The sequence below is a fragment of the Microvirga arvi genome (assembly GCF_016892765.1).
Taxonomy (GTDB): Bacteria; Pseudomonadota; Alphaproteobacteria; order Rhizobiales; family Beijerinckiaceae; genus Microvirga; species Microvirga arvi.
On the sequence record NZ_JAFEMD010000025.1, the window covers coordinates 1 to 25,321 of the forward strand.

Consider the following 25,321-nt stretch of genomic DNA (forward strand, 5'->3'; position numbering starts at 1 on the left):
TCCACTCCGCGCCCGGCCTCGGCTCATGCCTCAGCTTAACGACACCGTCTGTCAGATTAAGTCCAAACTACTTCACTTGAGCCTGACGGACCCCACCTATCAGGCTCTTTTAATATTTAGCCGACTGTCGCCTTAGCCAGCTTCTCAGCCACCTTCTCCGGCCTCAGGTGAGTATATGTGCTCAACATCCGAGGATCACGATGACCGCTGATCAAAGCCACCTCAGGAACGGTTAGGCCATACTCGAAGAACCGGGATACGGCTTCGTGCCTGAGGTCATGTAGCCTCAGGTCTTCCAAGCCAGCCCTACGTCTCAGCCTCTCCCAGGCAAGACGCACAGCATTGGGCGTAACCGGGAAGACCCGCTCATCCTTCCTATCCAATGAAGTCAATACCTCGATAGCCTTGGGCGTGAGCGGGATCGTCCGAGGATGGCCGTTCTTAGTCTTAAGGATGCGGACGGTCGGAGCAGTCAGGTCTACGTCCTTCCACCGGATCGACAGGAGTTCACCGCGCCTCATCCCTGTTTCAATGGCGAGGGCGATGAAGGGGAGGAGATACCAATTCGATGCTGAGGCGGCTGATACTAGAGCATTAGTCTCTCCTTCTTCCAATCGCCGTTCACGTGACCTCTGGGCCTCCGGCATTGCGATCTGCTGAACAGGATTGGTGAGGAGTGGCAGACCCCATTCCTTCTTAGCAATCTCGAAGCAGTGTTGAACGATTGCAAGCTCCCGCCTAACCGTTCCTGGTTTGACGACCTTAAGTCGGTCATCGCGGTATTGAGCAACCGCCGCAGGGGATAGCCTATTGAGAGATACCTGAGCGACGGCATGAGCTAGGATGGTCTTGATCCTATATTTCTCAGGTTCCGCTCCGCGCTTGGTTGGGGTTATTGCTTCCCTGTATCGGCGTAGCAGGTCGCCCACGGTTATTCCCTTCAAAGCACGGGCAGTGGTCGGAAGTTCTGCACGGTCAATAGCTCGTTCCTGATCCCTTGCCCACGCTGCTGCGTCAGCCTTGGAAGGGAACGTCTTTGATAGGGGAGGGTAGCCTTCTCGCCGGACTTGAGCTTGCCAGGAAGAGCCGCGCTTGCGGATGGTCGCCATTATCGTTTTCCGTCTAGCTGTGACAACGCTGTGACGGATTGGCTTGTCTGGCTGTTGGGAGTGCCCTAGTCGCAGAGCTGAAAGTCGAGCCAATTCAGCATCTTAGGACTTGGTGGAGCTGAGGGGAATCGAACCCCTGACCTCTGCAGTGCGATTGCAGCGCTCTCCCATCTGAGCTACAGCCCCGGCCGATTGAATCGAGCCAAGTGGCGCAAGTTTTAGGCTTCCCGGCTTTGGTCTGTCAATCGGGCCGGTGAGGCGTTCTGGGGGCCTTCGACAGGGGAAGACGAGGCGAACGGAACCTTATGGGTTGTTCAGCCCCGCTTCAAACGCTACATGAGCAACGCCCATCCCTGACAGGTTTTCCATGCGCGCGCTTCTCAATGTCATTCTGCTGGCCCTGCAGCTCTATACCTATCTCATCATCGCCTCGGCGATCCTGAGCTGGCTCGTGGCCTTCAACGTGATCAACACCCGCAACGATTTCGTCCGCTCGGTCTGGAATTTCCTCGATGCGGTGACCGAGCCGGTGCTGCGGCCGATCCGGAACATCCTGCCCAATCTCGGCGGGGTCGATATCTCGCCCATCATCCTGATCCTGCTAATCATTTTCATTCAGAACCTGATCATCGACTACCTGATGCCTATCGCGTTCTAAGGGCGACGGGCCATGCCCTGGCGGATCCGCCCGGACGGCCTCGAGGTCCGGGTCCGCGTCACGCCCCGGGGCGGGAGGGATGCTATCGACGGGGTCGAGACCCTGTCGGACGGCAGGCCGGTGCTGAAGGTCCGGGTCAGGGCCGTGCCGGAGGACGGAGCGGCGAACGAAGGCGTCCGGCGGCTTCTGGCCAAGGCGCTCAAGGTTCCGGCCTCGGCGGTGAGCCTCGAGGCGGGCGCCACCGCCCGGCTGAAGACCTTTGTGATCTCGGGCGAGGGGGAGGCGCTGGCCGCAGCCCTCGCAGCCCTGACAGGACGAGACCCATGAGCGCGACGATCATCGACGGAAAAGCCTATGCGCAAGGCCTGCGCGCCCGCATCGCCGGAGCCGTGGGAATCCTGGCGGACGAGGGCGTGACGCCCGGCCTCGCGGTGGTGATCGTCGGCGAGGATCCGGCGAGCCAGCTCTACGTGAAGAACAAGGCGCGCCAGACCGTCGAGGTCGGCATGAACTCCTTCGAGCATGTGCTGCCCGCCTCCACCAGCGAGGCGGAACTGCTCGATCTCGTCGCCCGGCTCAATGCCGATCCGGCGGTGGACGGCATCCTGGTACAGCTGCCGCTGCCGAAGCAGATCGATGCGCAGAAGGTCATCGAGGCCATCGATCCGTTGAAGGACGTCGACGGCTTCCACCCGATCAATGCCGGCCGCCTCATGACCGGCGTCCCCGGCCTCGTCTCCTGCACGCCCTTAGGCTGCCTGCTGCTGGCGCAGTCGGTGCGCCGCGATCTCTCCGGCCTCAACGCGGTGGTGGTCGGGCGCTCCAACATCGTCGGCAAGCCGATGGCGCAGCTCCTCATCGCGCAGAGCTGCACGGTGACCGTGGCCCATTCCAGAACCCGCGATCTTCGGCAAGTCTGCCGGGGCGCGGACCTCCTCGTCGCCGCTGTCGGGAGACCCGAGATGGTGCGCGGCGACTGGATCAAGCCCGGCGCCATTGTGATCGACGTGGGCATCAACCGGGTGCCGAACCCTGCCGCCGGCGAGGGCAAGACCCGGGTGGTCGGCGACGTGGCCACTGCCGAGGCGGCCCAGGTCGCGTCGGCCATCACGCCGGTTCCCGGCGGCGTCGGCCCCATGACCATCGCCTGCCTCCTGCGCAACACGCTCGAGGCCGCATGCATGCGGCGCGGCCTCGCGATGCCGGCGGTGGATTTCGCCTGAGTATCGGACCCAAAAGCGGACGCCACTTTTGGGATCCAATTCGATGCTTCTTGAGCGGCGCATCGTTCGGTGCGGCCCGCTGGGTCCGCACGATGCGCTGATCAGTTGGCCGCGAAGCAGTAGAATAGCCCTGCGCCGCCCGTGCTCCGCAAAGCGTCCTGGCTGCACCCGCCGCGAGTCGCGTGTGAGGAATTCCAGGATTTGGCCGGCGGCGACTCGTCCAGGCCCATGCGGTCATGGTGTCCCGTCATGGCCGCACCTTCGGCGCCGCCCTTCATCCAATTGCCGCAGGTCATGTCCTCATTGCCGGCGAAAGCCGTGCCGTCAGGCTGCGAGCCGGTGAGGATGTCGTGCTGGTTCGGCTGGTCGCCGCGACCTTTCACCAACTCGCCCTTCTCGGTGAGCGCGGTCTGCTTGGTGAGATTGTTGTTGGGTCCGTGCAAGTCCGCCACGTCCTTGGCGATGACTGCGCCCTTGGCGTTCTGCCATGGGCCGCGGCCGATGCGGTCCTTGGCGTTGACGGCCGTCGCGCCTTGGGTCGAGAGATAGGCGCGCCACATCTTGCCGCGAATGCCGGCGGCCTCCGCAAGGGTCTCGCAATGCCGGTCCGCGCCGTCGAGGCCACCGAGATCCGCGCCCTTGCCCGACCCGACGCTGGTGACGAAGAAGGTGGTGTCGGCCGAGGCCGTCTGGGCCTGAGCCGTTCCGGCGGAAGCCAGGGCAAGAAGCCCGATGGAAACCATAAGCGTTATGCCGTCCGTCCTGCGCATTATTCCCTCCTTGATGGAATCTTGGCTCATCCTCGCTCAAGACAGACAGTTCCGGGAGGGTAATCATTCCCTCATCACGGCGATGTGAGAGCAGGGCCGTTGGCCTTCGTGGCCAGGATTCCGCCGGAGATCTCATGCGCCCTGCCGCAGATGCTCCACCAGCTGCCGCGCCGAGGGGGCAAGGTCCTTCAGGGAGCGGATGCACAGGGTGAGGTCGCGGGCGGCCCAGGGATCCTCCAGCTCCACGGTCCCGATCGCCATGGTGCGGGCGGCCCGCCGGGCGGTGGTCTCGGGCACGATGCCGAGGCCCACACCCGCCTCGACCATGCGGCAGACGGCGTCGAAGCTGCGCAGCTGCACCCGCAGGCGAATGGGCTTGCCGATGCGCGTCGCCTTGCCGGCGAGGAAGCGCTGGAGGGCGCTCGCCCGGTCGAGACCGACGAAATCGTGCTCCAGCACCTCGGCGAAGGAGATGCCGGGCCGCGAGGCAAGCAGGTGATCCTTCGGCACCACCAGCACGAAGCGGTCGCTGCGGAACGGATAAGTCTCGAGCTGGCCCGTATCGACCGTGCCGGCCACGATGCCGATGTCGCCCACGCCCTCCGCGATCAGCCCCACGATCTCGTCGCTCAGCCGCTCCTCCAGGTCGATGGAGACCTGCGGGTGCCCGGCGAGAAACGCGCTCAGCGCCTCGGGCAGGAACTCGGTCAAGGCATTGGTGTTGGAGAGGATCCGGATCTGTCCCGTGAGGCCACCGGTATAGGAGCCTAGATCCTCCCGCAGGCGCTCGGCCTGGGCCAGCAGGGTCCGGGCATGCTGGAGCAGGGTCCGCCCTGCCGGGGTTGGGGTCACGCCGGCGCGGGTGCGCAGGAGGAGGGGAGCACCGAGGGACTTCTCCATGTTGCGGATGCGGGTACTGGCGGCGGCCAGCGCCAGGTGAGCCCGTTCCGCCCCGTGGGTGATGCTGCCCGCCTCGACCACATGGCGGAACAGGCTCAAATCCGTCAGATCGAATTGCATAGGTTTCCTTCGTCTTTGGCGAAGGTAGATAAGAATAATTAAAGATTGCGCGATAGGCGAGCCTGGGCAATCTTCGCGGCTGACGAAGTACGCCCCTCTGTCATCCGATTGGGCGGAAGGCGCATTGCGGTGTTGCCGCGCATTCGATACGAACCGTTCCAAACGACACGCGACCCGGCGTCGCTGATCAGGAGTGAACCCCATGGCTGAGGCGAAAGTGGCCCCGAGGCCCTTGTCCCCGCATCTTCAGGTCTACAAGTGGAGCTGGACGATGGCGATGTCCGTCGTCCACCGTCTCACGGGCATCGCGCTCTACGGCGGCATCGCGCTGTTCGCGATCTGGCTCGTGGCCCTGGCCTCCGGCCCTGAAGCCTTCGATTCCGCGCAATGGTTCTTCGGCTCGCCCCTCGGCTACCTGATCCTCTTCGGCTACACCTGGATCCTCATGCACCACATGCTGGGTGGCGTGCGCCATCTGGTCTGGGATTTCGGCTACGGCATGGAGGCGGTCCAGCGCATCAATATGGCCCGCTTCACCCTCGTCGGCTCGATCGCGCTCACGCTGGCGATCTGGGTCGTCGCCTTCATCGTTTTCTAGAGGAGACCGGACCATGGCCGACAACAGGGCTGACACCCGCGTTTCCATGCGCACCCCGCTCGCCCGCGTGAAGGGCCTCGGCGCCTCCGGGCACGGGGTCGAGCATTGGTGGATCCACCGCATGACGGCGGTATCGAACGTGCCCCTCATCATCGCCTTCGTGATCATCGTGGCGGCGCTCGCGGGCTCGCCCTCCTATCAGGAGGCCATCGCCATCATCTCGCATCCACTCGTCGCAATCATCCTGATCCTCGCGGTCATCTCGGTGACGAACCACATGCGGCTCGGCATGCAGATCGTCATAGAGGACTACGTCCACGAGAAGGGCTACAAGATCGCGGCCGTGATCGCGAACAACTTCTACGCGGTGATCATCGCGGTGGCCTGCCTCTACGCCATCCTCAAGGTCAGCCTCGGCCGCATCCTGGTTTAAGGAATTCTCTCATGGCTCAAGCAACGAACGGCGCAGCCATCAACGGCAAGGCCTACAACATTGTCGACCACACCTTCGACGTGGTGGTCGTGGGCGCGGGCGGCGCGGGCCTTCGCGCCACCGTCGGCTGTAGCCAAGCCGGCCTTCGCACAGCCTGCATCACCAAGGTGTTCCCGACCCGCTCGCATACGGTCGCAGCCCAGGGCGGCATTTCCGCCTCGCTCGGCAACATGGGGCCGGACGATTGGCGCTGGCATATGTACGACACCGTCAAGGGCTCGGACTGGCTCGGCGACCAGGACGCGATCGAGTACCTCGTGCGCAACGCGCCCGCCGCCGTCTATGAGCTGGAGCATTGGGGCGTGCCGTTCTCCCGCACGAGCGAGGGCAAGATCTACCAGCGTCCCTTCGGCGGCATGACCACCGATTTCGGCAAGGGCACCGCGCAGCGCACCTGCGCTGCCGCCGACCGCACGGGCCATGCGATCCTGCATACCCTCTACGGGCAGGCGGTGCGCAACCAGACCAACTTCTTCATCGAGTATTTCGCCCTCGACCTGATGATGGATTCCGATGGCCGCTGCATCGGCGTCGTGGCCCTGAACCAGTCCACCGGCGAGATCCACCGCTTCCGGGCCCATATGACGATCCTCGCCACCGGCGGCTATGGACGCGCGTACTTCTCGGCAACCTCGGCCCATACCTGCACCGGCGACGGCAACGCCATGGTGCTGCGCGCCGGCCTGCCGCTGCAGGACATGGAGTTCGTGCAGTTCCACCCGACCGGCATCTACGGCTCGGGCTGCCTCATCACGGAAGGCGCGCGCGGCGAGGGCGGCTATCTGACGAACTCGGAAGGCGAGCGCTTCATGGAGCGCTATGCGCCCTCCGCCAAGGACCTCGCCTCCCGCGATGTGGTCTCGCGCGCGATGACCATGGAGATCCGCGCCGGCCGCGGCGTCGGCAAAAACAAGGACCACATCTATCTCCATCTCGATCACCTCGACCCGAAGATCCTGCACGAGCGCCTGCCCGGCATCTCGGAGAGCGCGAAGATCTTCGCGGGCGTCGATGTCACGAAGGAGCCGATTCCGGTCCTGCCGACCGTGCATTACAACATGGGCGGCATCCCGACGAACTATCACGGCGAAGTGCTGACCCTGAAGAACGGCAACCCGGACACGGTGGTGCCGGGCCTGATGGCGCTCGGCGAAGCGGCTTGCGTGTCCGTGCACGGCGCCAACCGCCTCGGCTCCAACTCGCTCATCGACCTCGTGGTGTTCGGCCGTGCGGCCGGCCTGCGCTGCGCCGAGATCCTGGAGCCGAACGCCCGCCATGCGGATCTGCCCAAGAGCGCCGATGAACTCTCCCTCTCGCGCCTCGACAAGTTCCGCTATGCCAACGGCTCGACCTCGACCGCTGAGCTGCGCCTGCAGATGCAGAAGACCATGCAGAACAACTGCGCGGTGTTCCGCACCGGCGAGGTGCTGGAGGAGGGCCGGCAGCTCATCCACCAGGTCTGGAACGGAGCCGCCGACATCAAGGTCACGGACCGTTCGCTGATCTGGAACACCGACCTCCTCGAGACGCTGGAGTTCGACAACCTGATCGGACAGGCGGTCGTGACCATGGAGGGTGCAGCGAACCGCCAGGAATCCCGCGGCGCGCATGCCCGCGAGGATTTTTCCGAGCGCGACGACAAGAACTGGATGAAGCACACGCTCGCCTGGCTCGACGACACCTCGCACAAGGTGACCCTCGATTACCGCCCGGTGCACACCTACACCATGTCGAACGACATCCAGTACATCGAGCCGAAGGCTCGCGTGTACTAAGGAAGACGGAAAAACGATGGCTCAGTTCACGCTTCCCAAGAACTCTCAGTACACCGAAGGCAAGACCTGGCCGAAGCCGGCCAATGGGGCGAACCTTCAGGCGTTCCGCATCTACCGCTGGAACCCGGACGATGGGCAGAACCCGCGCATCGACACCTATTATGTCGACCGCGACGATTGCGGCCCGATGGTTCTCGACGCGCTTTTGTGGATCAAGAACAACGTCGACTCGACCCTGGTCTTCCGCCGTTCCTGCCGCGAGGGCATCTGCGGCTCCTGCGCCATGAACATCATGGGCGGCAACACGCTCGCATGCACGCTCGGCATCGACGATTGCGGGTCCGACACCATCAAGATCTATCCGCTGCCGCACATGCCGGTGCTGAAGGATCTGGTGCCGGATCTCACCAACTTCTTCGCCCAGCACGCAGCCATCGAGCCCTGGCTCCAGACGCAGACGGCGGAGCCTGAGACCGAGTGGCGCCAGACCCCGGAGGAGCGCTCCAAGCTCGACGGCCTCTACGAGTGCATTCTGTGCGCCTGCTGCACCACCTCGTGCCCGAGCTACTGGTGGAACGGCGACCGGTTCCTCGGCCCGGCCGCTCTCCTGCAGGCCTATCGCTGGCTCATCGACAGCCGCGACGAATCCACCGGGGAGCGTCTCGACAACCTGCACGATCCGTTCCGGCTCTACCGCTGCCACACGATCATGAACTGCGCCAATACCTGCCCCAAGGGCCTGAACCCGGCCAAGGCCATCGCCGAGGTCAAGAAGATGATGATTGCGCGGGCGATTTGAGGCGCCCTCGCAACACTTTCATCAAAAGGCGCCGCGGGCGCCTTTTTTTGTGGAGCGCCATCCCATATGTCGAAGCCGGAACATTGTTGGTCTAGGTTCATATTCCTCCCCGTAGCCTGGGCTGAACGAACGACCGTCCAGAACGGACGGCCCTGCATGCGAGGACGTTGATGACGAAATCCCTCTGGCCGATAACTGCCGTGATGTGCTCTGCTCTCGCGCTCGGCGCCTGTTCCTCGACCCGCCTGGGAAATGCGCCGGTCCGCAGTGCGAATGCTGCGCCCATCGTTGAGGCGCCGCCCGTCGAGGCGGTGCCGTCCGGGCCGATAGAAGCGGCTCCGCTGCCTCCGGTCGCCGGTGCGCCGCTCGCCTCCGACCCCATGGCGCCGCCGGCGGGAGGCACCGACATCGCAGGCCTGCCGCCTGCTCCGCCGCCCCCGACGGTCGCGGCGCCTGCGCCCGCCGCGGCCCCATCGAGCCGCACGGCGATGGTCGGTGCCTGGAGCGTTCAGACATCGGGCGGCAGCTGCCGCATCCAGCTCTCAAGCTCGCCTGCGCTCGATCTCTACCGGGCCTCGGCCTCCGGCTGCTCCAACCAGGATCTGTCCAAGGTCAATGCCTGGGATTATCGCGACGGAGAGGTCTATCTCTACCAGACCGGCGGTGCCGTCGCGGCGCGCCTGCGCGGCTCGTCTGCCTCGCTCAGCGGCGTTCTCACCAAGTCCGGTGCGCCGCTCTCCCTCTCGCGTTGATCGCGCGGTCCCCTTCCTTTGTGGAGATAGGGATTGAGGGTGGGGGTCGGAAAGTCGGGGCTATGTGAATGATCCAGATAGCATGAGGCTCTAACAACGCATCCCCTCTCCCGTTCGGGAGAGGGGCAGGGGTGAGGGTGTGGGGTTTAACCAGCTTGGCACTGTCGCCTCCGCCGCAACACGGACTCCGTTGCGCCTCCTCCGGCACTGTCCTGCCCTCACCCCAACCCTCTCCCGCCCGGGAGAGGGAGAAGCGTCATGTTGGTTTCAGGTTTCCTCCTGTCAAACCACCCCCACCCCTACCCCTCCCCGCAAGGGGGAGGGAAGAGCGCGTGCGAAGCTTTTATTCATCCTGCCTGAAGACGTTTGCGCTCAACGCCTCGGAGCGGTATCGATCATCCCGTGAACGACACCCCATTCTCCCCGCCTCATTCCATCACGGCCCGCTACGGCGCCCTGGTCGCGTCGGGCGCCATCGAGCGCGATCCGGCGCAGGTGGCGCTTCTCAAGCGGCTCGAGGCCCTGGCCGAGGCCCTCGGCTCCCACCGCTTGGCCCGCAAGCCCAGCGCGCTCGGCTGGCTCTTCGGCAAGAAGAACAAGGACCATGCGCCGCCTAAAGGCCTCTATGTCTGGGGCTCGGTCGGGCGCGGCAAGACCATGCTGATGGACCTGTTCTTCGAGGCGCTGCCCGTCAGGCGCAAGCGGCGGGTCCATTTCCATGCCTTCCTATCGGACGTGCACGAGCGCATCCACGCCTACCGGCAGAAGCTGAAAGCCGGCGAGGTTTCCGGCGACGACCCCATCGCCCCGGTGGCGGAGGCTCTGGCCGACGAGGCCTGGGTGCTCTGCTTCGACGAGTTCACCGTCACCGACATCGCCGATGCGATGATCCTCGGCCGCCTGTTCACCGCCCTCTTCGCCCACGGGGTCGTGGTGGTGGCGACCTCCAACGTGGAGCCGGACAGGCTCTACGAGGGTGGCCTCAACCGTTCCCTCTTCCTGCCGTTCATCGCGCTGCTGCAGGAGCGGATGGCGGTGGTGAAGCTCGAATCCCGCACGGATTTCCGGCTGGAAAAACTCGCCGGCAGCCCCGTCTTCTACACGCCGGCGAATGAGCTCTCCCACGCGGCCCTGACCCGGGCCTTCAAGAGCCTTACCGGTCGCGAGCAGGGTAGGCCGGTGACCCTGACGGTGAAGGGCCACCCGGTGGAGGTGCCTCAGGCTGCCGGCGGCGTCGCGCGCTTCTCCTTCGAGAATCTGTGCGCGAAACCCTTGGGCGCCGCCGATTATCTGGCCGTCGCCGAAGAGTTCCACACGGTCATCCTGGAAAACATCCCGGCGATGACCTTCGAGCACCGCAACGAGGCCAAGCGCTTCATCATGCTCATCGACGCCCTCTATGATGCCCATGTGAAGCTGCTCGCGTCCGCCGAGGCGGAGGTGCCGGAGCTCTATCAGGCCGACACGGGCCGCGAGGCCTTCGAGTTCGACCGCACGGTCTCGCGCCTCATCGAGATGCGCTCCGAGGAATACCTGTCCCTGCCGCATGGCCGCTCGGACTCCGAGGCCTCCGGCAGCACCACGGGACTTGCCGAAACATGAAGCGACTGTCCGGCAGTGTGGGAAGAGGGGCGGAGGCCGCACCGGCCGATACCCGGCTCCTCGCCATTGCCGCCGACCAGCTGAAGGAATTCGGGCCCAGGCACATCACCGTAGTCGGCATCGCCGATGCGGCCGGCATGACCCATGCCAATGTCTATCGCTACTTCACCAACAAGGCAGCCCTTATCGACGCGGTCGCCGGCCAGTGGCTGCGGCAGATGGAGGCGATCATCGCCGACATCGCGGATTCCCCCGATCCGGCCGACGACAAGCTCGAGCGCCTGATCCAGGCCTGGGCACGGGTCCACCGGGACCTCTTGAAGGAGGATCGCCACCTCTTCGATGTCTATTGCACGGCGACCGAGACCTCGCGCGCTCTCATCCGCAAGCACCGGGCGCGCATGCGCCAGCTTATCGAGCGGGTGCTGGACGAGGGAATCGTGACGGGCAAGTTCGAACCCCGGGACCGGGAGAAGGCTCATGCCTTCATCAGCGATGCGGTCTACCGCTTCATCAATCCGCTCACCGTCCGCCTTGATGCGGAGGTGCCGCAGGACATCCTCGACCAGCGTCTTGCCACGATGATCCGGGTGGTCCTGAGGGCCCTCGCGAATGGGAGCGTGTAGGGAAAGTTACAATTTTAGAAAAATGTAACAGGAAAATCGGGATAGCTTCGACCGATGCAAGTTGCTGTAAACACGAAGTATTTCAACATTCTTAAGCTTGAGAAGACTTTTATCAGCGTCGAATGCCGGGACCATTAACCTTTTGATCGCTTGATGGCGGCCCATTTCTGGTGTCATACAGCGCCACCTCAAAAAGGCTCATGCCAACAATCCAAGGCAAAACCCAAGGACACACTATGGCCCGGAAAAAGATCGCGCTCATCGGTGCAGGCCAGATCGGCGGTACGCTCGCCCATCTCGTCGGCTTGAAGGAACTCGGCGACGTCGTTCTCTTCGACATCGCGGAAGGCATTCCCCAGGGCAAAGGTCTCGACATTGCGGAATCCGCGCCGGTCGACGGGTTCGACGCCAAGTATAAGGGCGCGAACGATTACGCCGCCATCGAAGGCGCCGATGTGATCATCGTCACCGCCGGCGTGCCGCGCAAGCCCGGCATGAGCCGCGACGACCTGATCGGCATCAACCTGAAGGTCATGGAAGCGGTCGGCAACGGCATCAAGCAATATGCTCCCGACGCCTTCGTCATCTGCATCACCAACCCCCTCGACGCCATGGTCTGGGCGCTGCAGAAGTTTTCGGGCCTGAAGCCTGAGAAGATCGTCGGCATGGCCGGCGTGCTCGACTCGGCCCGCTTCCGCCACTTCCTCGCGGAGGAGTTCAACGTCTCGGTTGAGGACGTGACCGCCTTTGTGCTCGGCGGCCACGGCGACGACATGGTGCCGCTGGTGCGCTATTCCACGGTGGCCGGCGTCCCGCTGCCCGACCTCGTGAAGATGGGCTGGACGAGCCAAGAGAAGCTCGACGCCATGGTCGAGCGCACCCGCAAAGGCGGCGGCGAGATCGTCAACCTGCTCAAGACCGGCTCCGCCTTCTACGCTCCGGCCGCTTCCGCCATCGCGATGGCCGAGAGCTATCTCAAGGACAAGAAGCGCGTCCTGCCCTGCGCGGCCTATCTCAATGGCCAGTATGGCGTGAAGGACATGTTCGTGGGCGTGCCGATCGTGATCGGCGAGAGCGGCGTCGAGCGCATCGTCGAGGTCGCGTTCTCGGCCGATGAGAAGGCCATGTTCGAGAAATCGGTCGCCTCGGTGCAGGGCCTCATCGACGCTTGCAAGCAGATCAACTCGGCGCTCGCTTAAACCATTTACGTCATGGCCGCACTTGTCGCGGCCATCCACGTCTTCAACCGCCACGTCGCAACAGACGTGGATGCCCGGGCCAAGCCCGGGCATGACGGAGAGGAAAACAGATGAACATCCATGAATATCAAGGCAAGGCGGTCCTGAAGGAGTTCGGTCTGCCCGTCTCCCGCGGCAAGGCCATTTTCTCCGCCGACGAGGCGGAAGCAGCTGCCAAGGAACTCGGCGGTCCGCTCTGGGTCGTGAAGTCCCAGATCCATGCGGGCGGCCGCGGCAAGGGCAAGTTCAAGGAAGCCGATGCCGGCGAGAAGGGCGGCGTGCGCCTTGCCAAGTCCGTCGACGAGGTGAAGCAGTTCGCGCAGCAGATGCTGGGCAAGACGCTGGTCACGATCCAGACCGGCGAAGCCGGCAAACAGGTCAACCGTCTCTATATCGAGGACGGCTCCGACATCGAGAAGGAATTCTACCTCTCGATGCTCGTCGACCGCGAGACCGGTCGCGTGGCCTTTGTCGTCTCGACGGAAGGCGGCATGGACATCGAGCAGGTCGCCCACGACACCCCTGAAAAGATCCTGACCTTCTCGGTCGATCCCGCGACTGGCGTGATGCCTCATCACGGCCGCACCGTCGCCAAGGCGCTCGGCCTGACCGGCCCGCTCGCCAAGGAAGCCGAGGACGTGGTCGCAAAGCTCTACAAGGCCTTCATCGCGAAGGACATGGAGATGCTGGAGATCAACCCGCTCATCGTCACCAAGGACGGGCACCTGAAGTGCCTGGACGCCAAGATCTCCTTCGACGGCAATGCGCTTTATCGCCACCCTGACGTGGTGCAGCTCCGCGACATCACGGAAGAGGACGAGAAGGAGATCGAGGCCTCCAAGTACGACCTCGCCTATATCGCGCTCGACGGCACCATCGGCTGCATGGTCAACGGCGCTGGCCTCGCCATGGCGACGCTCGACATCATCAAGCTCTACGGCGAAGAGCCGGCGAACTTTTTGGATGTCGGCGGCGGCGCGTCCGAGGAGAAGGTGACGGCGGCGTTCAAGATCATCACGGCCGATCCGAACGTGAAAGGCATCCTCGTCAACATCTTCGGCGGCATCATGAAGTGCGACGTCATCGCCCGCGGCGTGATCGCGGCGGTGAAGACGGTCGGCCTGCAGGTTCCGCTGGTGGTGCGCCTCGAGGGCACCAACGTGGAAGAGGGCAAGCAGATCATCCGCGATTCCGGCCTCAACGTGATCCCGGCGGACGATCTCGACGACGCCGCCCAGAAGATCGTGAACGCCGTGCGCGGCGGAAAGTAAGGTTTCCAGCTGATGTCCATCCTCATCACCAAAGACACCAAGGTCATCTGCCAGGGCTTCACCGGCAAGAACGGGACCTTCCACTCCGAGCAGGCCATCGCCTACGGCACCAAGATGGTCGGCGGCACCTCGCCGGGCAAAGGCGGCTCCACCCATCTCGGCCTGCCCGTATTCGACACGGTCATGGAAGCGCGCGAGAAGACCGGCGCCGACGCCTCGGTGGTCTACGTTCCGCCGCCGGGCGCGGCCGATGCCATCTGCGAGGCGATTTCAGCCGAGATCCCGCTCATCGTCTGCATCACCGAAGGCATCCCGGTGCTCGACATGGTGCGCGTGAAGCGTGCGCTCGAAGGCTCGAAGTCGCGCCTCATCGGCCCGAACTGCCCCGGCATCGTGACAGCGGGCGAGTCGAAGATCGGCATCATGCCAGCCAACATCTTCAAGCCCGGCTCGGTCGGCATCGTGTCGCGCTCCGGCACGCTCACCTACGAGGCGGTGTTCCAGACCACCAACGAAGGCCTCGGCCAGACGACGGCTGTCGGCATCGGCGGCGATCCGGTGAAGGGCACCGAGTTCATCGAGATGCTCGACATGTTCCTCTCCGACCCGAAGACCGAGTCGATCGTCATGATCGGCGAGATCGGCGGCTCTGCTGAGGAAGAGGCCGCCGAGTTCATCGCCCACGAAGCCAAAAAGGGCCGTAAAAAACCAATGGTCGGCTTCATTGCCGGCCGCACGGCGCCCCCCGGACGCCGCATGGGCCATGCCGGCGCCATCATCTCCGGCGGCAAGGGCGGTGCGGAAGACAAGATCGCCGCCATGGAGGCCGCGGGCATCCGCGTGTCCCCGTCGCCGGCCCGCCTCGGCAAGACCCTCGTCGAGGTTCTCAAGGGTAAGTAACCGATAAGGCCGCCCCGAACCCGGGGCGGCCCGTCGTCATTTTGGATCGAGTATTGTCATGGCACGCCAAGACGCCAACGAAAAGCTTCTCAACACCGCTTTCCTCTATGGGGCGAACGCGTCCTATATCGAGGACCTTCAGGCCCGCTACGAGCAGGATCCCTCTTCGGTCGATGCCGAATGGCAGGCCTTCTTCGGCGCGTTGAAGGACGACAAGCAGGCTGTCGAGAAAGCGGCCAAGGGCCCGTCCTGGGAGAAGGCGAACTGGCCGATCCATGCCAATGGCGACCTCGTCTCCGCGCTCGACGGCAACTGGGCCCAGGTCGAGAAGGCGGTCGGCGACAAGATCAAGGCGAAGGCTGAAACCAAAGGCGCCGAGATCAGCCAGGCGGACGTGCAGCAGGCGACCCGCGACTCCGTGCGCGCCATCATGCTGATCCGCGCCTATCGCGTGCGCGGCCACCTGCATGCCAAGCTCGATCCGCTCGACATCAACCCGCGCCCGAACGACCAGGAACTGCACCCGTCCCATTACGGCTTCACGGAAGCTGATTGGGACCGCAAGATCTTCCTCGACAACGTGCTCGGCCTCGAATTCGGCACGATCCGCGAAATCGTCGCCATCCTCGACCGCACCTATTGCCAGACGCTCGGCGTCGAGTTCATGCACATCTCCGATCCGGTCGAGAAGGCCTGGATCCAGGAGCGCATCGAAGGTCCCGACAAGGAGATCTCCTTCACCAACGAAGGCAAGCGCGCCATCCTCAACAAGCTCATCGAGGCGGAGGGCTTCGAGAAGTTCCTGGACGTGCGCTACACAGGCACCAAGCGCTTCGGCCTCGACGGCGGTGAGTCGCTCATTCCGGCGCTCGAGCAGATCATCAAACGCGGCGGCAATCTCGGCGTGAAGGAGATCGTGCTCGGCATGGCCCATCGCGGCCGCCTCAACGTGCTGACCCAGGTCATGGGCAAGCCGCACCGGGCGCTGTTCCACGAGTTCAAGGGCGGCTCCTTCGCGCCCGACGACGTGGAGGGCTCCGGCGACGTGAAGTACCATCTCGGTGCCTCGTCGGACCGCACATTTGATGGCAACAACGTCCACCTGTCGCTGACAGCGAACCCGTCGCATCTGGAGATCGTCAATCCCGTGGTGCTCGGCAAGGTGCGCGCCAAGCAGGACCAGCACGGCTGCACGCCCGAAAATCGCAATGCCGTCATGCCGCTCCTCATCCACGGCGACGCGGCCTTCGCCGGCCAGGGCGTGGTGGCGGAGTGCTTCGGGCTCTCGGGCCTGCGTGGTCACCGCACAGGCGGATGGATCTCCTTCATCATCAACAACCAGATCGGCTTCACCACCGATCCGCGCTTCTCGCGCTCCTCGCCCTATCCCTCGGACGTGGCGAAGATGGTCGAGGCGCCGATCTTCCACGTGAACGGCGACGATCCGGAGGCTGTGGTTTTCGCTGCAAAGGTCGCGGCCGAGTACCGGCAGAAGTTTCAGAAGCCCGTCGTCATCGACATGTTCTGCTACCGCCGCTTCGGTCATAACGAGGGCGATGAGCCGGCCTTCACCCAGCCGCTCATGTACCGCAAGATCCGGTCGCATCCGGCCATCGTGGAGCTCTACTCCAAGAAGCTCGTCACCGAAGGTGTCGTCACCGAGGCCGAGGTCGAGGAGATGAAGTCGAGCTGGCGTTCGAAGCTCGACGCCGAATTCGACATCGCAGGCAGCTACAAGCCCAACAAGGCCGACTGGCTCGACGGTCGTTGGTCGGGCCTCAAGGCCGTGCGCGAGGATCAGGACGATCCGCGCCGCGGGCAGACCGGTGTTTCGGTCGAGACCCTGCAGCAGATCGGCAAGGCGCTCACCACGGTTCCGGAAGGCTTCCACCTCCACCGCACGATCCAGCGCTTCCTCGACAACCGCAAGAAGATGCTGGAGACCGGCGAGGGCTTCGACTGGGCCATGGCAGAGGCTCTGGCCTTCGGTTCGCTCCTGCTCGAAGGCCACCGCGTGCGCCTCTCCGGCCAGGATGTGGAGCGCGGCACCTTCTCGCAGCGCCATTCGGTGCTGACCGACCAGGAGAACGAGGAGCGCTACACCAACCTCAACCACATCACCGAGAATCAGGCCCGTTTCGAGGTCATCAACTCGATGCTCTCGGAAGAGGCGGTGCTCGGCTTCGAGTACGGCTACACGCTCTCCGAGCCGAACTCGCTGACCCTGTGGGAGGCTCAGTTCGGCGACTTCGCCAACGGCGCGCAGGTGGTCTTCGACCAGTTCGTGTCGTCGGGCGAGCGCAAGTGGCTGCGCATGTCCGGCCTCGTCTGCCTCCTGCCGCACGGCTACGAGGGACAGGGACCGGAGCACTCCTCCGCCCGCCTCGAGCGCTGGCTGCAGATGTGCGCCGAGGACAACATGCAGGTGGGCTACTGCTCGACGCCGTCGAACTACTTCCACATCCTGCGCCGCCAGCTGAAGCGCGACTTCCGCAAGCCCCTGATCCTGATGACGCCGAAAAGCTTGCTGCGCCACAAGCGCTGCACGTCCTCCCTCGCCGACATCTCGGAGGGAACGTACTTCCATCGCGTCCTGCAGGACGATGCTCAGGCCGGGCGCGAGGGCATCAAGCTGGTGAAGGACGACAAGATCCGGCGCGTGGTGATCTGCACGGGCAAGGTCTATTACGACCTGCTCGAGGAGCGCGAGAAGCGGGGCATCGACGATGTCTACCTGCTGCGGGTCGAGCAGCTCTATCCGTTCCCGGCAAAGTCCCTCGCGGCCGAGATCGCCCGCTTCAAGAAGGCCGACGTGGTGTGGTGCCAGGAAGAGCCCAAGAACATGGGCTCCTGGATGTTCGTCGAGCCCTATCTCGAATGGGTACTCAAGACGGCAGGCTCGAAGGTCGATCGTCCCCGCTACGTGGGCCGCCCCGCCTCCGCTGCCACCGCAACCGGCCTCATGTCGAAGCATCAGATTCAGCTGCAGGCCTTCCTCGACGAAGCCTTTGCGGGCTGACAAAGGTAAGATATGCCCCTCTTCTTCTGCCGTCTCGTGCCCCCGCGTTCGACCTTTCCCTTCGACATCACGCCCGATGAGCGCGATGTGATGATGCGACATGCCGAGCATTGGCGGGCTCAGGCCAAGCAGGGCAAAGCCATTGCCTTCGGCCCTGTTCTCGATCCGAAAGGACCCTTCGGAATCGGCATCGCCGAGTATCAGACGGAAGAGGAGCTTCGCGCCCTGTGGGACGTCGACCCGGCTGTCGCATCAGGTCGTGGCTTTACCTACGAAATCCATCCGATGCCGTCTGTCATCCTGCGCGAGGCGCAGGCCGGGCGGTCTGATCAAACGAACGACTGAAAGAGGCCCTTCGGGGATAGTTAGGACCATGGCAACCGAAATCCGCGTACCCACTCTTGGCGAATCCGTGTCAGAGGCCACCATCGGCCGCTGGTTCAAGAAGCCCGGCGATCCCGTGAAGGCCGATGAGCCCGTGCTCGAGCTGGAGACCGACAAGGTCACCCTCGAGGTCAATGCGCCGGCCAGTGGCACCCTGGGCGACATCATCGCCAAGGACGGCGAGACGGTAAGCCCCGGTGCGGTGCTCGGCTCCATCGTCGACGGCGGCACTGCCGCCGCTTCCGCTCCGGCTGCCGCTCCCAAGGCTGAAGCTCCCAAAGCCGCTCCGGCTCCTGCCGCCGCGCCTGCTCCGGCCGCTGCTCCCGGCGCCGCCAAGGATCACGGCCCGGCCGTTGCCCGTCTTGCCGCCGAGAGCGGCGTGAGCCCGGTCCAGGTCGCAGGCTCCGGCAAGGACGGCCGCGTGACGAAGGGCGACATGCTCGCCGCCATCGCCACGGGCGGTGCCCAGGCTCCCGCTCCCGCTGCCCCGGTTCAGGTGCGTGCGCCGTCCGCGCCGAGCGATGCCGAGCGCGAAGAGCGCGTGAAGATGACCAAGCTGCGCCAGACCATCGCGCGCCGCCTCAAGGACGCCCAGAACACCGCCGCCATGCTCACCACGTTCAACGACGTGGACATGAGCGCGGTGATGCAGCTCCGCAGCCAGTACAAGGACGTGTTCGAGAAGAAGCACGGCACCAAGCTCGGCTTCATGGGCTTCTTCACCAAGGCGGTGATCCAGGCGCTCAAGGACGTCCCGGCGGTGAACGCCGAGATCGACGGCCAGGACATAGTTTACAAGAACTACTACCACATCGGCATTGCGGTCGGCACCGAGAAGGGCCTCGTTGTTCCGGTGGTGCGCGACGCGGACCTGCTCTCCATCGCCGGCATCGAGAAGAGCATCTCCGATTTCGGCCGCCGCGCCCGTGACGGCAAGCTCTCCATCGACGAGATGCAGGGCGGCACCTTCACCATCACCAATGGCGGCATCTACGGCTCGCTCATGTCGACGCCGATCCTCAACGCGCCGCAATCGGGCATTCTCGGTATGCACCGCATCGAGGACCGTCCGGTGGTGCGCAACGGCCAGGTCGTGGTGCGCCCGATGATGTATCTCGCGCTCTCCTACGATCACCGCATCGTCGACGGCAAGGAGGCCGTGACCTTCCTCGTGCGGGTCAAGGAGGTCCTGGAGGATCCGGCGCGCCTCGTGCTCGATCTCTAAGTTTTCAACATTCCTGTCATGGCCGGCCTTGTGCCGGCCATCTCGATCGGAGGGGCACTGCGCTTCGCCGTATCGGGATCACCGGGACGAGCCCGGTGATGACGAAGCGAGGGTAAATCAATGTCCTACGATCTCGTCGTTATCGGCACCGGCCCCGGCGGCTATGTCTGTGCCATCCGGGCCGCGCAGCTCGGCCTCAAGACCGCGGTGGTGGAAAAGCGCAAGACCCATGGCGGCACCTGCCTCAATATCGGCTGCATTCCGTCGAAGGCGCTCCTGCACGCCTCGCACATGTTCCAGGATGCGCAGCATTTCGCGGAGATGGGCATCGGCGTGAGCGCGCCGACCCTCGACCTCAAGACGATGCTGGCTTTCAAGCAGGAGGGCGTCGACGGCAACACCAAGGGCGTCGAATTCCTGCTCAAGAAGAACAAGATCGACGCCTTCATCGGCACCGCGCGCATCGCCGCTCCGGGCCAGGTCGAGGTGACGAGCGAGGACGGCTCGAACCAGGTGCTCGAAACGAAGAACATCGTCATCGCCACTGGTTCAGACGTGACCCGCCTGCCCGGCATCGAGATCGACGAGAAGGTGGTGGTGTCATCCACCGGTGCGCTGGAACTGGAGAGCGTGCCGAAGCGCCTCGTGGTGATCGGCGCCGGCGTGATCGGCCTGGAGCTCGGCTCCGTGTGGCGCCGCCTCGGCTCCGAGGTGACGGTGGTGGAATATCTCGACCGCATCCTGCCCGGCATGGATGGCGAGGTCGCCAAGAACTTCCAGCGCATCCTCGGCAAGCAGGGCTTCCAGTTCAAGCTTGGATCCAAAGTCACCAAGGTCGAGAAGACGGGCAACGGCGTGACGCTCACCTTCGAGCCTGCCGCCGGCGGCAATGCGGAGACCATCGAGGCCGATGTGGTGCTCGTCGCCATCGGTCGTGTGCCCTACACGCAAGGACTTGGTCTCGACCACGTTGGTGTCCAGCTCGACAATCGTGGCCGGATCCTGACCGACGCGCATTTCTCCACCAACGTCACCGGCATTTATGCCATCGGCGACGTGATTGCAGGCCCCATGCTCGCCCATAAGGCCGAGGACGAGGGCGTTGCCGTTGCGGAAATTCTCGCCGGTAAGGCAGGCCATGTGAACTACGACGTGATCCCGAGCGTGGTCTACACGTTCCCGGAGGTCGCCTCCGTCGGCAAGACGGAGGAGGAGTTGAACGCTGCAGGCATCGCCTACAATTCCGGCAAGTTCCCCTTCACGGCCAATGGCCGCGCCAAGGTGAACCGCACCACGGACGGTTTCGTGAAGATCCTGGCCGATGCCGCCACCGACAAGGTGCTGGGCGTCCATATCGTCGGGGCGGAAGCCGGCAACCTCATCCACGAGGCTGCGATCGCCATGGAGTTCGGCGCCTCGTCGGAAGACATGGCCCGCACCTGCCATGCGCACCCGACGCTTGCGGAGGCTGTGAAGGAAGCGGCTTTGGCGGTGGAGAAGCGCGCCATTCACATGTAATATGGACTCATGGCAAAGCTCCACTTCATCTACTCGGTGATGAATGCAGGCAAGACGACCCATCTCCTGCAAGTTCGCTACAATTACATCGAGAACGGCGGCCACGTGCTGCTGTTCACCAGCCTGATCGATGACCGCTTCGGCGTCGGCAAGGTGAAGTCACGCATCGGCCTTGAGGCCGATGCGATCCCCTTGAGGAAGAGTGACGACATCGGCGCCATGGTGGCGGCCGAGCATGCGAAGACGCCGGTCACGGTGGTGCTGGTCGATGAAGTCCAGTTCATGACTGCCGACCAAGTCCGTCAGCTCGCCTGGATCGTCGACGAGCTGAACGTGCCCGTCATGGCCTATGGGCTGAAGAACAACGTCTACGGCACGCTGTTCAGCGATGCCATCATCGCGATGATGGCGCTGGCGCAGGATTTCCAGGAGATCAAGCAGCTCTGCCATTGCGGCCGCAAGGCCACGATGATCCTGAAATACGACCGCAACGGCGAGGCCGTCCGTTCCGGCCCGGTCGTCGAAATTGGCGGCGAAGGCCGCTACGTCTCCGTCTGCCGTCCGCACTGGACCGCCGGCGATATCGGCCCCGCCGCACGGCAGCTGCTCGCCCAGCCGGTAGCGGCGGAGTAGAGGCTCTCACGCTTCAATCACTGGTTCTGTCGTGCCGCATTCGTGCTTCAGAATGTGCTTGAGGGTTGCATTTTGAGGCGTTTGAGAAAATTCCTCTTGTCACTCGGACGGGACTCCACCTAGCGTGACGATGCAATAAAGTTGCTAAAGGTGCGTTATGTCGAAACTTTATCCTCTCACGGATCGGGAATTGGAACTCGTTGCCGGAGGCCAGAGCCGAATCCCTATCGTCGGCCCGCTAATCGATTGGATCACCGGCGGAAGCAGGTGCAGCTACCCGGGCGGCGGGGGGATTCCAACCGGACCGAATCCACCGAACCATCGCCAGTTTCCCGCCCCGGCGGCGCCCGCTCCGGGACCTGGCCGCGGCATCCCGCGCAGCGTGCGGCCCATCGACTAAAAGCATTGTCGGCAGAGTGGATGCCGGTTCGCTGCCAAGAATGCGGCAGAGCAAAGAAGAGGTCCGGTTCCGCGCGATAGAGCGATTCCCGGTGCAGCTCAGGCTGTGCCGGGCCTGCGCGCCCGCGGATGTGCCGCATTGAACGCATCCATCAATCGTGCCGCATCGACCTTCGTGTAGAGCTGTGTGGTCGAGAGCGAGGCGTGGCCTAAAAGCTCTTGAATGCCGCGCAGGTCGCCTCCCCTGGCGAGAAGATGCGTCGCGAAGGAATGGCGCAGGGCGTGAGGTGTGGCGCTGTCGGGCAGGCCCAGCGCACCACGCAGCTCCTCGACCGCCAGCTGGATGATGCGTGGCGAGAGCGGGCCGCCGCGCGCGCCGACGAAAAGCGGCCCCTCAGGCGGGATCGCGTAAGGGCAGAGCTCCAGATACTCCTCCACCGCCCGCTGGATCGCCGGGATCACCGGCACGCTGCGCATCTTGCCGCCCTTGCCGGTGACCGTGACCATGTCGATCCCATGAACCGGCGCATCGCGCCGCTGCAGTCCAAGGGCTTCGGAAATGCGCAGGCCCGCCCCATAGAGCAACGACAGCACGGCGGCATCCCGTGCCAGGATCCAGGGCTTTCGATTCTCGGAAGCCCGAGTCTCCACATCCGTGACGGCGACGGCCGAGGAGGCGGAGAGGGGGCGCGGCAGGTTCTTGTCCACCTTCGGGGTGCGAATCGCCGCGAAGGCCGAGGCGGTGCCAAAGCCCTCCCGCTCCAGATGGCGCGCGAAGGAGCGCAGGGCGGCGAGCTGGCGCATGAGCGAGCGGCTTCCCACCGAATCCATGCGCCGGGCGGCGAGGAAGGCACGGATGTCCAGGGGCTTCAGGGCCAGGATACTCTTGACGCTCGGCGGCTCACCGAGATGGTTCGTCAGAAAAGCCAGGAACTGGCGCAGGTCCCGGGCATAGGCCTCGACGGTCTTGGCCGACAGCCGCCGCTCCTTGGCGAGCGAGGCGAGCCAGACAAACGCCTCCCGGCGGGTGTCGTCCGCGCCGGGCAGGACAAGATCGAGGGCATTTTGCGTGGCGCTGCTTGACATGAGTCCCATTTATGCAAGGGCAGAACCATAACAGTCACAGGTTAACCTCTTATCCAATGACAAGCCGCATCGCCGATGTCCTCATCCCGCTGGCGCTGGACACGGCCTATTCCTATGCCGTGCCGGATGGCCTTGGTCTCCAGGAGGGCGACGTGGTGCAGGTGCCGCTCGCCAATCGCGAGGTGGTGGGCGTCGTCTGGTCCATGCGCGAAGGGCAGGGCGGCAACCTGAAGAAGGTGACCGGAATCATCGATGCACCGAACCTGTCCGCGACCATGCGCAAGTTCCTGGACTGGATCGCCTGGTACACCCTGGCGCCCAAGGGCTCGGCGCTGGCCATGGGCCTCAAGATCCCGGATGCCGACCGGCAGGAGGTCGCCCGCGTCGGCGTGAGGCTGGCGGGTGCTTTGCCGAAGCGCATGACGCCCGCCCGGCAGAAGGTGATCGAGATCGCCCAGGACGGAGGCGTGCGGCTGAAAAGCGAGCTCGCCCATGCGGCTGGGGTCAGCAACGGCGTCATCGACGGGCTGGTCGATGAGGGAACCCTGGAGACGGTAGCCCTCCTGGCAGAACCTGTGGCCGGAGTGCCCGACCCCGGCTTCGGCGACACGGCTCTCTCCGACGGACAGGGCGAGGCGGCCGAGCAGCTGGTGGCCGCCATGCGCGAGGAGCATCCGCCCGTGATCCTGCTCGAGGGTGTCACCGGCTCCGGCAAGACCGAGGTTTATTTCGAGGCCGTCGCGGAGGCTGTGCGGACGGGGCGGCAAGCCCTGATCCTCATGCCCGAGATCGCGCTCACCGCGCAATTCCTCGACCGATTCGCGGCCCGCTTCGGATGCAAGCCCGCGACTTGGCATTCCGGGGTCACGGGGCGCCGGCGCGAGCGGCTCTATTCGGGCATTGCCTCGGGTGAGGTGAAGGTGGTGGCGGGCGCCCGTTCGGCCCTGTTCCTGCCTTACGCCGATCTCGGCCTCATCGTGGTCGATGAGGAGCACGAGACCGCCTACAAGCAGGAGGACGGGGTGCATTATCACGCGCGCGACATGGCGGTGGTGCGCGGTAAGATCGAGAATGCCCCGGTGGTGCTCGCCTCCGCCACGCCCTCCATCGAAAGCCGGGTCAATGTGGAGCGCGGGCGCTACCGCCATGTGCGCCTCCCTGAGCGCTTCGGCGGTCGCTCCATGCCGCAGATCCGGGCCATCGACCTGCGCAAAGAGGCGATCCCGAAGGGGCGCTGGCTCTCGCCGACCCTGGTGTCAGCGGTGGAACAGACGGTCGAAAAGGGCGAGCAGGCACTGCTCTTCCTCAACCGCCGCGGCTATGCCCCGCTGACCCTCTGCCGGGCCTGCGCCCATCGCTACGAGTGCCCCAATTGCTCGTCCTGGCTGGTGGAGCACCGGTTCCGCCGCTCCCTCGTGTGCCACCATTGCGGCCATGTGGAGCGCACGCCCCAGGCTTGCGTCGAATGCGGCAGCATCGATTCGCTGGTGCCCTGCGGTCCCGGCGTCGAGCGGATCGCGGAAGAGGCGGCGGAGCTGTTTCCTGACAAGCGCTGCATCGTGCTCTCCAGCGACTTTCCCGGCGGGACGGAGCGGCTGCGGGCGGAGCTTGCCGCCATTGCGGCGGGCGAGTTTGACATCGTCATCGGCACCCAGCTCGTGGCGAAGGGCCACAATTTTCCGCTCATGACCCTGGTCGGCGTGCTCGATGCCGATATCGGCCTCACCTCCGGCGATCCGCGCGCTGCCGAGCGCACCTTCCAGATGCTTCAACAGGTCACGGGCCGTGCCGGGCGCGGCGAGAAGCCGGGCCGGGCGCTGGTCCAGACCTGGCAGCCGGACCATCCGGTGATCGCAGCCCTGATTTCGGGCGATGCGGAGCGCTTCTACGAGGAGGAAACCCGCGTCCGGGAAATGGCGGGCCTGCCCCCGTTCGGGCGGCTCGCCTCCCTCATCGTCTCGGCCGCCGAGCGCGAGGCGGCGGAGGCCCATGCCCGCGCCATGGCGCTGGTGGCGGAACCCCCGCCCGGGGTCACCGTGCTCGGCCCGGCCGAGGCGCCGCTCGCCCTGATCCGGGGACGCTACCGCTTCCGGCTCCTGGTGAAGACCGAACGGGAGGTGGACCTTCAAGCCTATCTGCGGGGTTGGATGGGTCGCTGCCCGAAGATTCGCGGCAATACGCGCGTCTCCATCGACGTAGACCCGCAGAGCTTTTTATGATCAG

23 protein-coding genes and 1 tRNA gene are annotated in these 25,321 nt (G+C 64.5%); 19 read left to right on the top strand and 5 right to left on the bottom strand.

Annotated features, from left to right (window positions below):
- Positions 1 to 116: 116 nt before the first annotated feature.
- The gene (locus tag ILT44_RS16340; protein WP_204240668.1) at positions 117 to 1,109 is read right to left on the bottom strand and encodes a tyrosine-type recombinase/integrase; all 993 of its coding nucleotides are present in this window, start codon (positions 1,107 to 1,109) and stop codon (positions 117 to 119) included.
- A gap of 110 nt (positions 1,110 to 1,219) precedes the next feature.
- Positions 1,220 to 1,295, bottom strand: a tRNA-Ala gene (locus ILT44_RS16345).
- A 181-nt stretch (positions 1,296 to 1,476) separates the two neighbouring features.
- Here ILT44_RS16345 and ILT44_RS16350 point away from each other — a divergent pair.
- Genes ILT44_RS16350 through folD form a run of 3 tightly spaced genes read left to right on the top strand, consistent with a single transcriptional unit; the run spans position 1,477 to position 2,990 of the window.
- On the top strand, positions 1,477 to 1,767 hold the full coding sequence (locus ILT44_RS16350; RefSeq protein ID WP_204240669.1) for a YggT family protein: 291 nt from the start codon (positions 1,477 to 1,479) through the stop codon (positions 1,765 to 1,767).
- Positions 1,768 to 1,779: 12 nt separating this feature from the next.
- Entirely contained in the window at positions 1,780 to 2,094 is a 315-nt protein-coding gene (locus ILT44_RS16355) for a DUF167 family protein (protein WP_204240670.1), read from the top strand.
- On the top strand, positions 2,091 to 2,990 hold the full coding sequence (folD, locus tag ILT44_RS16360) for a bifunctional methylenetetrahydrofolate dehydrogenase/methenyltetrahydrofolate cyclohydrolase FolD (RefSeq protein WP_204240671.1): 900 nt from the start codon (positions 2,091 to 2,093) through the stop codon (positions 2,988 to 2,990). The genes ILT44_RS16355 and folD overlap by 4 nt, the downstream gene beginning before the upstream one ends.
- Before the next feature lie 101 nt (positions 2,991 to 3,091).
- Here folD and ILT44_RS16365 read toward each other — a convergent pair whose 3' ends face one another.
- Entirely contained in the window at positions 3,092 to 3,760 is a 669-nt protein-coding gene (locus ILT44_RS16365) for a hypothetical protein (protein WP_204240672.1), read from the bottom strand.
- Between the two features lie 132 nt (positions 3,761 to 3,892).
- Positions 3,893 to 4,780, bottom strand: a complete 888-nt coding sequence (locus ILT44_RS16370) for a LysR family transcriptional regulator (RefSeq protein WP_204240673.1) — start codon at positions 4,778 to 4,780, stop codon at positions 3,893 to 3,895.
- Positions 4,781 to 4,982: 202 nt separating this feature from the next.
- On the opposite strand from ILT44_RS16370, the gene sdhC reads away from it, so the two are divergent.
- The 15 genes from sdhC to ILT44_RS16445 all read left to right on the top strand — a co-directional run bounded on the left by sdhC (position 4,983) and on the right by ILT44_RS16445 (position 21,613).
- Positions 4,983 to 5,378, top strand: a complete 396-nt coding sequence (gene sdhC / locus ILT44_RS16375; RefSeq protein ID WP_204240674.1) for a succinate dehydrogenase, cytochrome b556 subunit — start codon at positions 4,983 to 4,985, stop codon at positions 5,376 to 5,378.
- 13 nt (positions 5,379 to 5,391) lie between these two features.
- On the top strand, positions 5,392 to 5,811 hold the full coding sequence (gene sdhD, locus ILT44_RS16380) for a succinate dehydrogenase, hydrophobic membrane anchor protein (protein WP_204240675.1): 420 nt from the start codon (positions 5,392 to 5,394) through the stop codon (positions 5,809 to 5,811).
- Between the two features lie 11 nt (positions 5,812 to 5,822).
- Positions 5,823 to 7,646, top strand: coding sequence for a succinate dehydrogenase flavoprotein subunit (gene sdhA / locus ILT44_RS16385; protein WP_204240676.1), 1,824 nt, complete (start codon positions 5,823 to 5,825; stop codon positions 7,644 to 7,646).
- A gap of 16 nt (positions 7,647 to 7,662) precedes the next feature.
- A complete protein-coding gene (locus ILT44_RS16390; protein WP_204240677.1) occupies positions 7,663 to 8,445 on the top strand; it encodes a succinate dehydrogenase iron-sulfur subunit in 783 nt (260 codons plus the stop codon).
- A gap of 170 nt (positions 8,446 to 8,615) precedes the next feature.
- Positions 8,616 to 9,197, top strand: a complete 582-nt coding sequence (locus ILT44_RS16395; protein WP_204240678.1) for an AprI/Inh family metalloprotease inhibitor — start codon at positions 8,616 to 8,618, stop codon at positions 9,195 to 9,197.
- A gap of 402 nt (positions 9,198 to 9,599) precedes the next feature.
- Complete coding sequence (gene zapE, locus ILT44_RS16400; protein WP_204240679.1) at positions 9,600 to 10,799, top strand: cell division protein ZapE; 1,200 nt, start codon at positions 9,600 to 9,602, stop codon at positions 10,797 to 10,799.
- Complete coding sequence (locus ILT44_RS16405) at positions 10,796 to 11,425, top strand: TetR/AcrR family transcriptional regulator (RefSeq protein ID WP_204240680.1); 630 nt, start codon at positions 10,796 to 10,798, stop codon at positions 11,423 to 11,425. Before zapE ends, ILT44_RS16405 begins: the two co-directional genes overlap by 4 nt.
- 236 nt (positions 11,426 to 11,661) lie before the next feature.
- On the top strand, positions 11,662 to 12,624 hold the full coding sequence (gene mdh / locus ILT44_RS16410; protein WP_204240681.1) for a malate dehydrogenase: 963 nt from the start codon (positions 11,662 to 11,664) through the stop codon (positions 12,622 to 12,624).
- Between the two features lie 110 nt (positions 12,625 to 12,734).
- Positions 12,735 to 13,934 carry an ADP-forming succinate--CoA ligase subunit beta gene (gene sucC, locus ILT44_RS16415; protein ID WP_204240682.1) on the top strand — a complete coding sequence of 400 codons (1,200 nt, stop codon included), beginning with the start codon at positions 12,735 to 12,737 and terminating at the stop codon, positions 13,932 to 13,934.
- A gap of 12 nt (positions 13,935 to 13,946) precedes the next feature.
- Positions 13,947 to 14,834, top strand: coding sequence for a succinate--CoA ligase subunit alpha (gene sucD, locus ILT44_RS16420; protein ID WP_204240683.1), 888 nt, complete (start codon positions 13,947 to 13,949; stop codon positions 14,832 to 14,834).
- A 58-nt stretch (positions 14,835 to 14,892) separates the two neighbouring features.
- Positions 14,893 to 17,853: a 2-oxoglutarate dehydrogenase E1 component gene (locus tag ILT44_RS16425; protein ID WP_204240684.1), complete on the top strand. Its 2,961-nt coding sequence runs from the start codon at positions 14,893 to 14,895 to the stop codon at positions 17,851 to 17,853.
- A 12-nt stretch (positions 17,854 to 17,865) separates the two neighbouring features.
- Positions 17,866 to 18,198: a YciI family protein gene (locus ILT44_RS16430; protein ID WP_204240685.1), complete on the top strand. Its 333-nt coding sequence runs from the start codon at positions 17,866 to 17,868 to the stop codon at positions 18,196 to 18,198.
- Positions 18,199 to 18,226: 28 nt separating this feature from the next.
- Complete coding sequence (odhB, locus tag ILT44_RS16435; protein WP_204240686.1) at positions 18,227 to 19,462, top strand: 2-oxoglutarate dehydrogenase complex dihydrolipoyllysine-residue succinyltransferase; 1,236 nt, start codon at positions 18,227 to 18,229, stop codon at positions 19,460 to 19,462.
- A gap of 120 nt (positions 19,463 to 19,582) precedes the next feature.
- A complete protein-coding gene (gene lpdA, locus ILT44_RS16440) occupies positions 19,583 to 20,980 on the top strand; it encodes a dihydrolipoyl dehydrogenase (RefSeq protein ID WP_204240687.1) in 1,398 nt (465 codons plus the stop codon).
- A 9-nt stretch (positions 20,981 to 20,989) separates the two neighbouring features.
- Positions 20,990 to 21,613 carry a thymidine kinase gene (locus tag ILT44_RS16445; protein WP_204240688.1) on the top strand — a complete coding sequence of 208 codons (624 nt, stop codon included), beginning with the start codon at positions 20,990 to 20,992 and terminating at the stop codon, positions 21,611 to 21,613.
- Between the two features lie 498 nt (positions 21,614 to 22,111).
- On the opposite strand, the gene ILT44_RS16450 is transcribed toward ILT44_RS16445, so the two are convergent.
- Positions 22,112 to 23,098: a tyrosine recombinase XerC gene (locus ILT44_RS16450; RefSeq protein ID WP_204240689.1), complete on the bottom strand. Its 987-nt coding sequence runs from the start codon at positions 23,096 to 23,098 to the stop codon at positions 22,112 to 22,114.
- A 56-nt stretch (positions 23,099 to 23,154) separates the two neighbouring features.
- On the opposite strand from ILT44_RS16450, the gene ILT44_RS16455 reads away from it, so the two are divergent.
- Entirely contained in the window at positions 23,155 to 25,317 is a 2,163-nt protein-coding gene (locus tag ILT44_RS16455; protein WP_204240690.1) for a primosomal protein N', read from the top strand.
- Positions 25,318 to 25,321 lie beyond the last annotated feature (4 nt).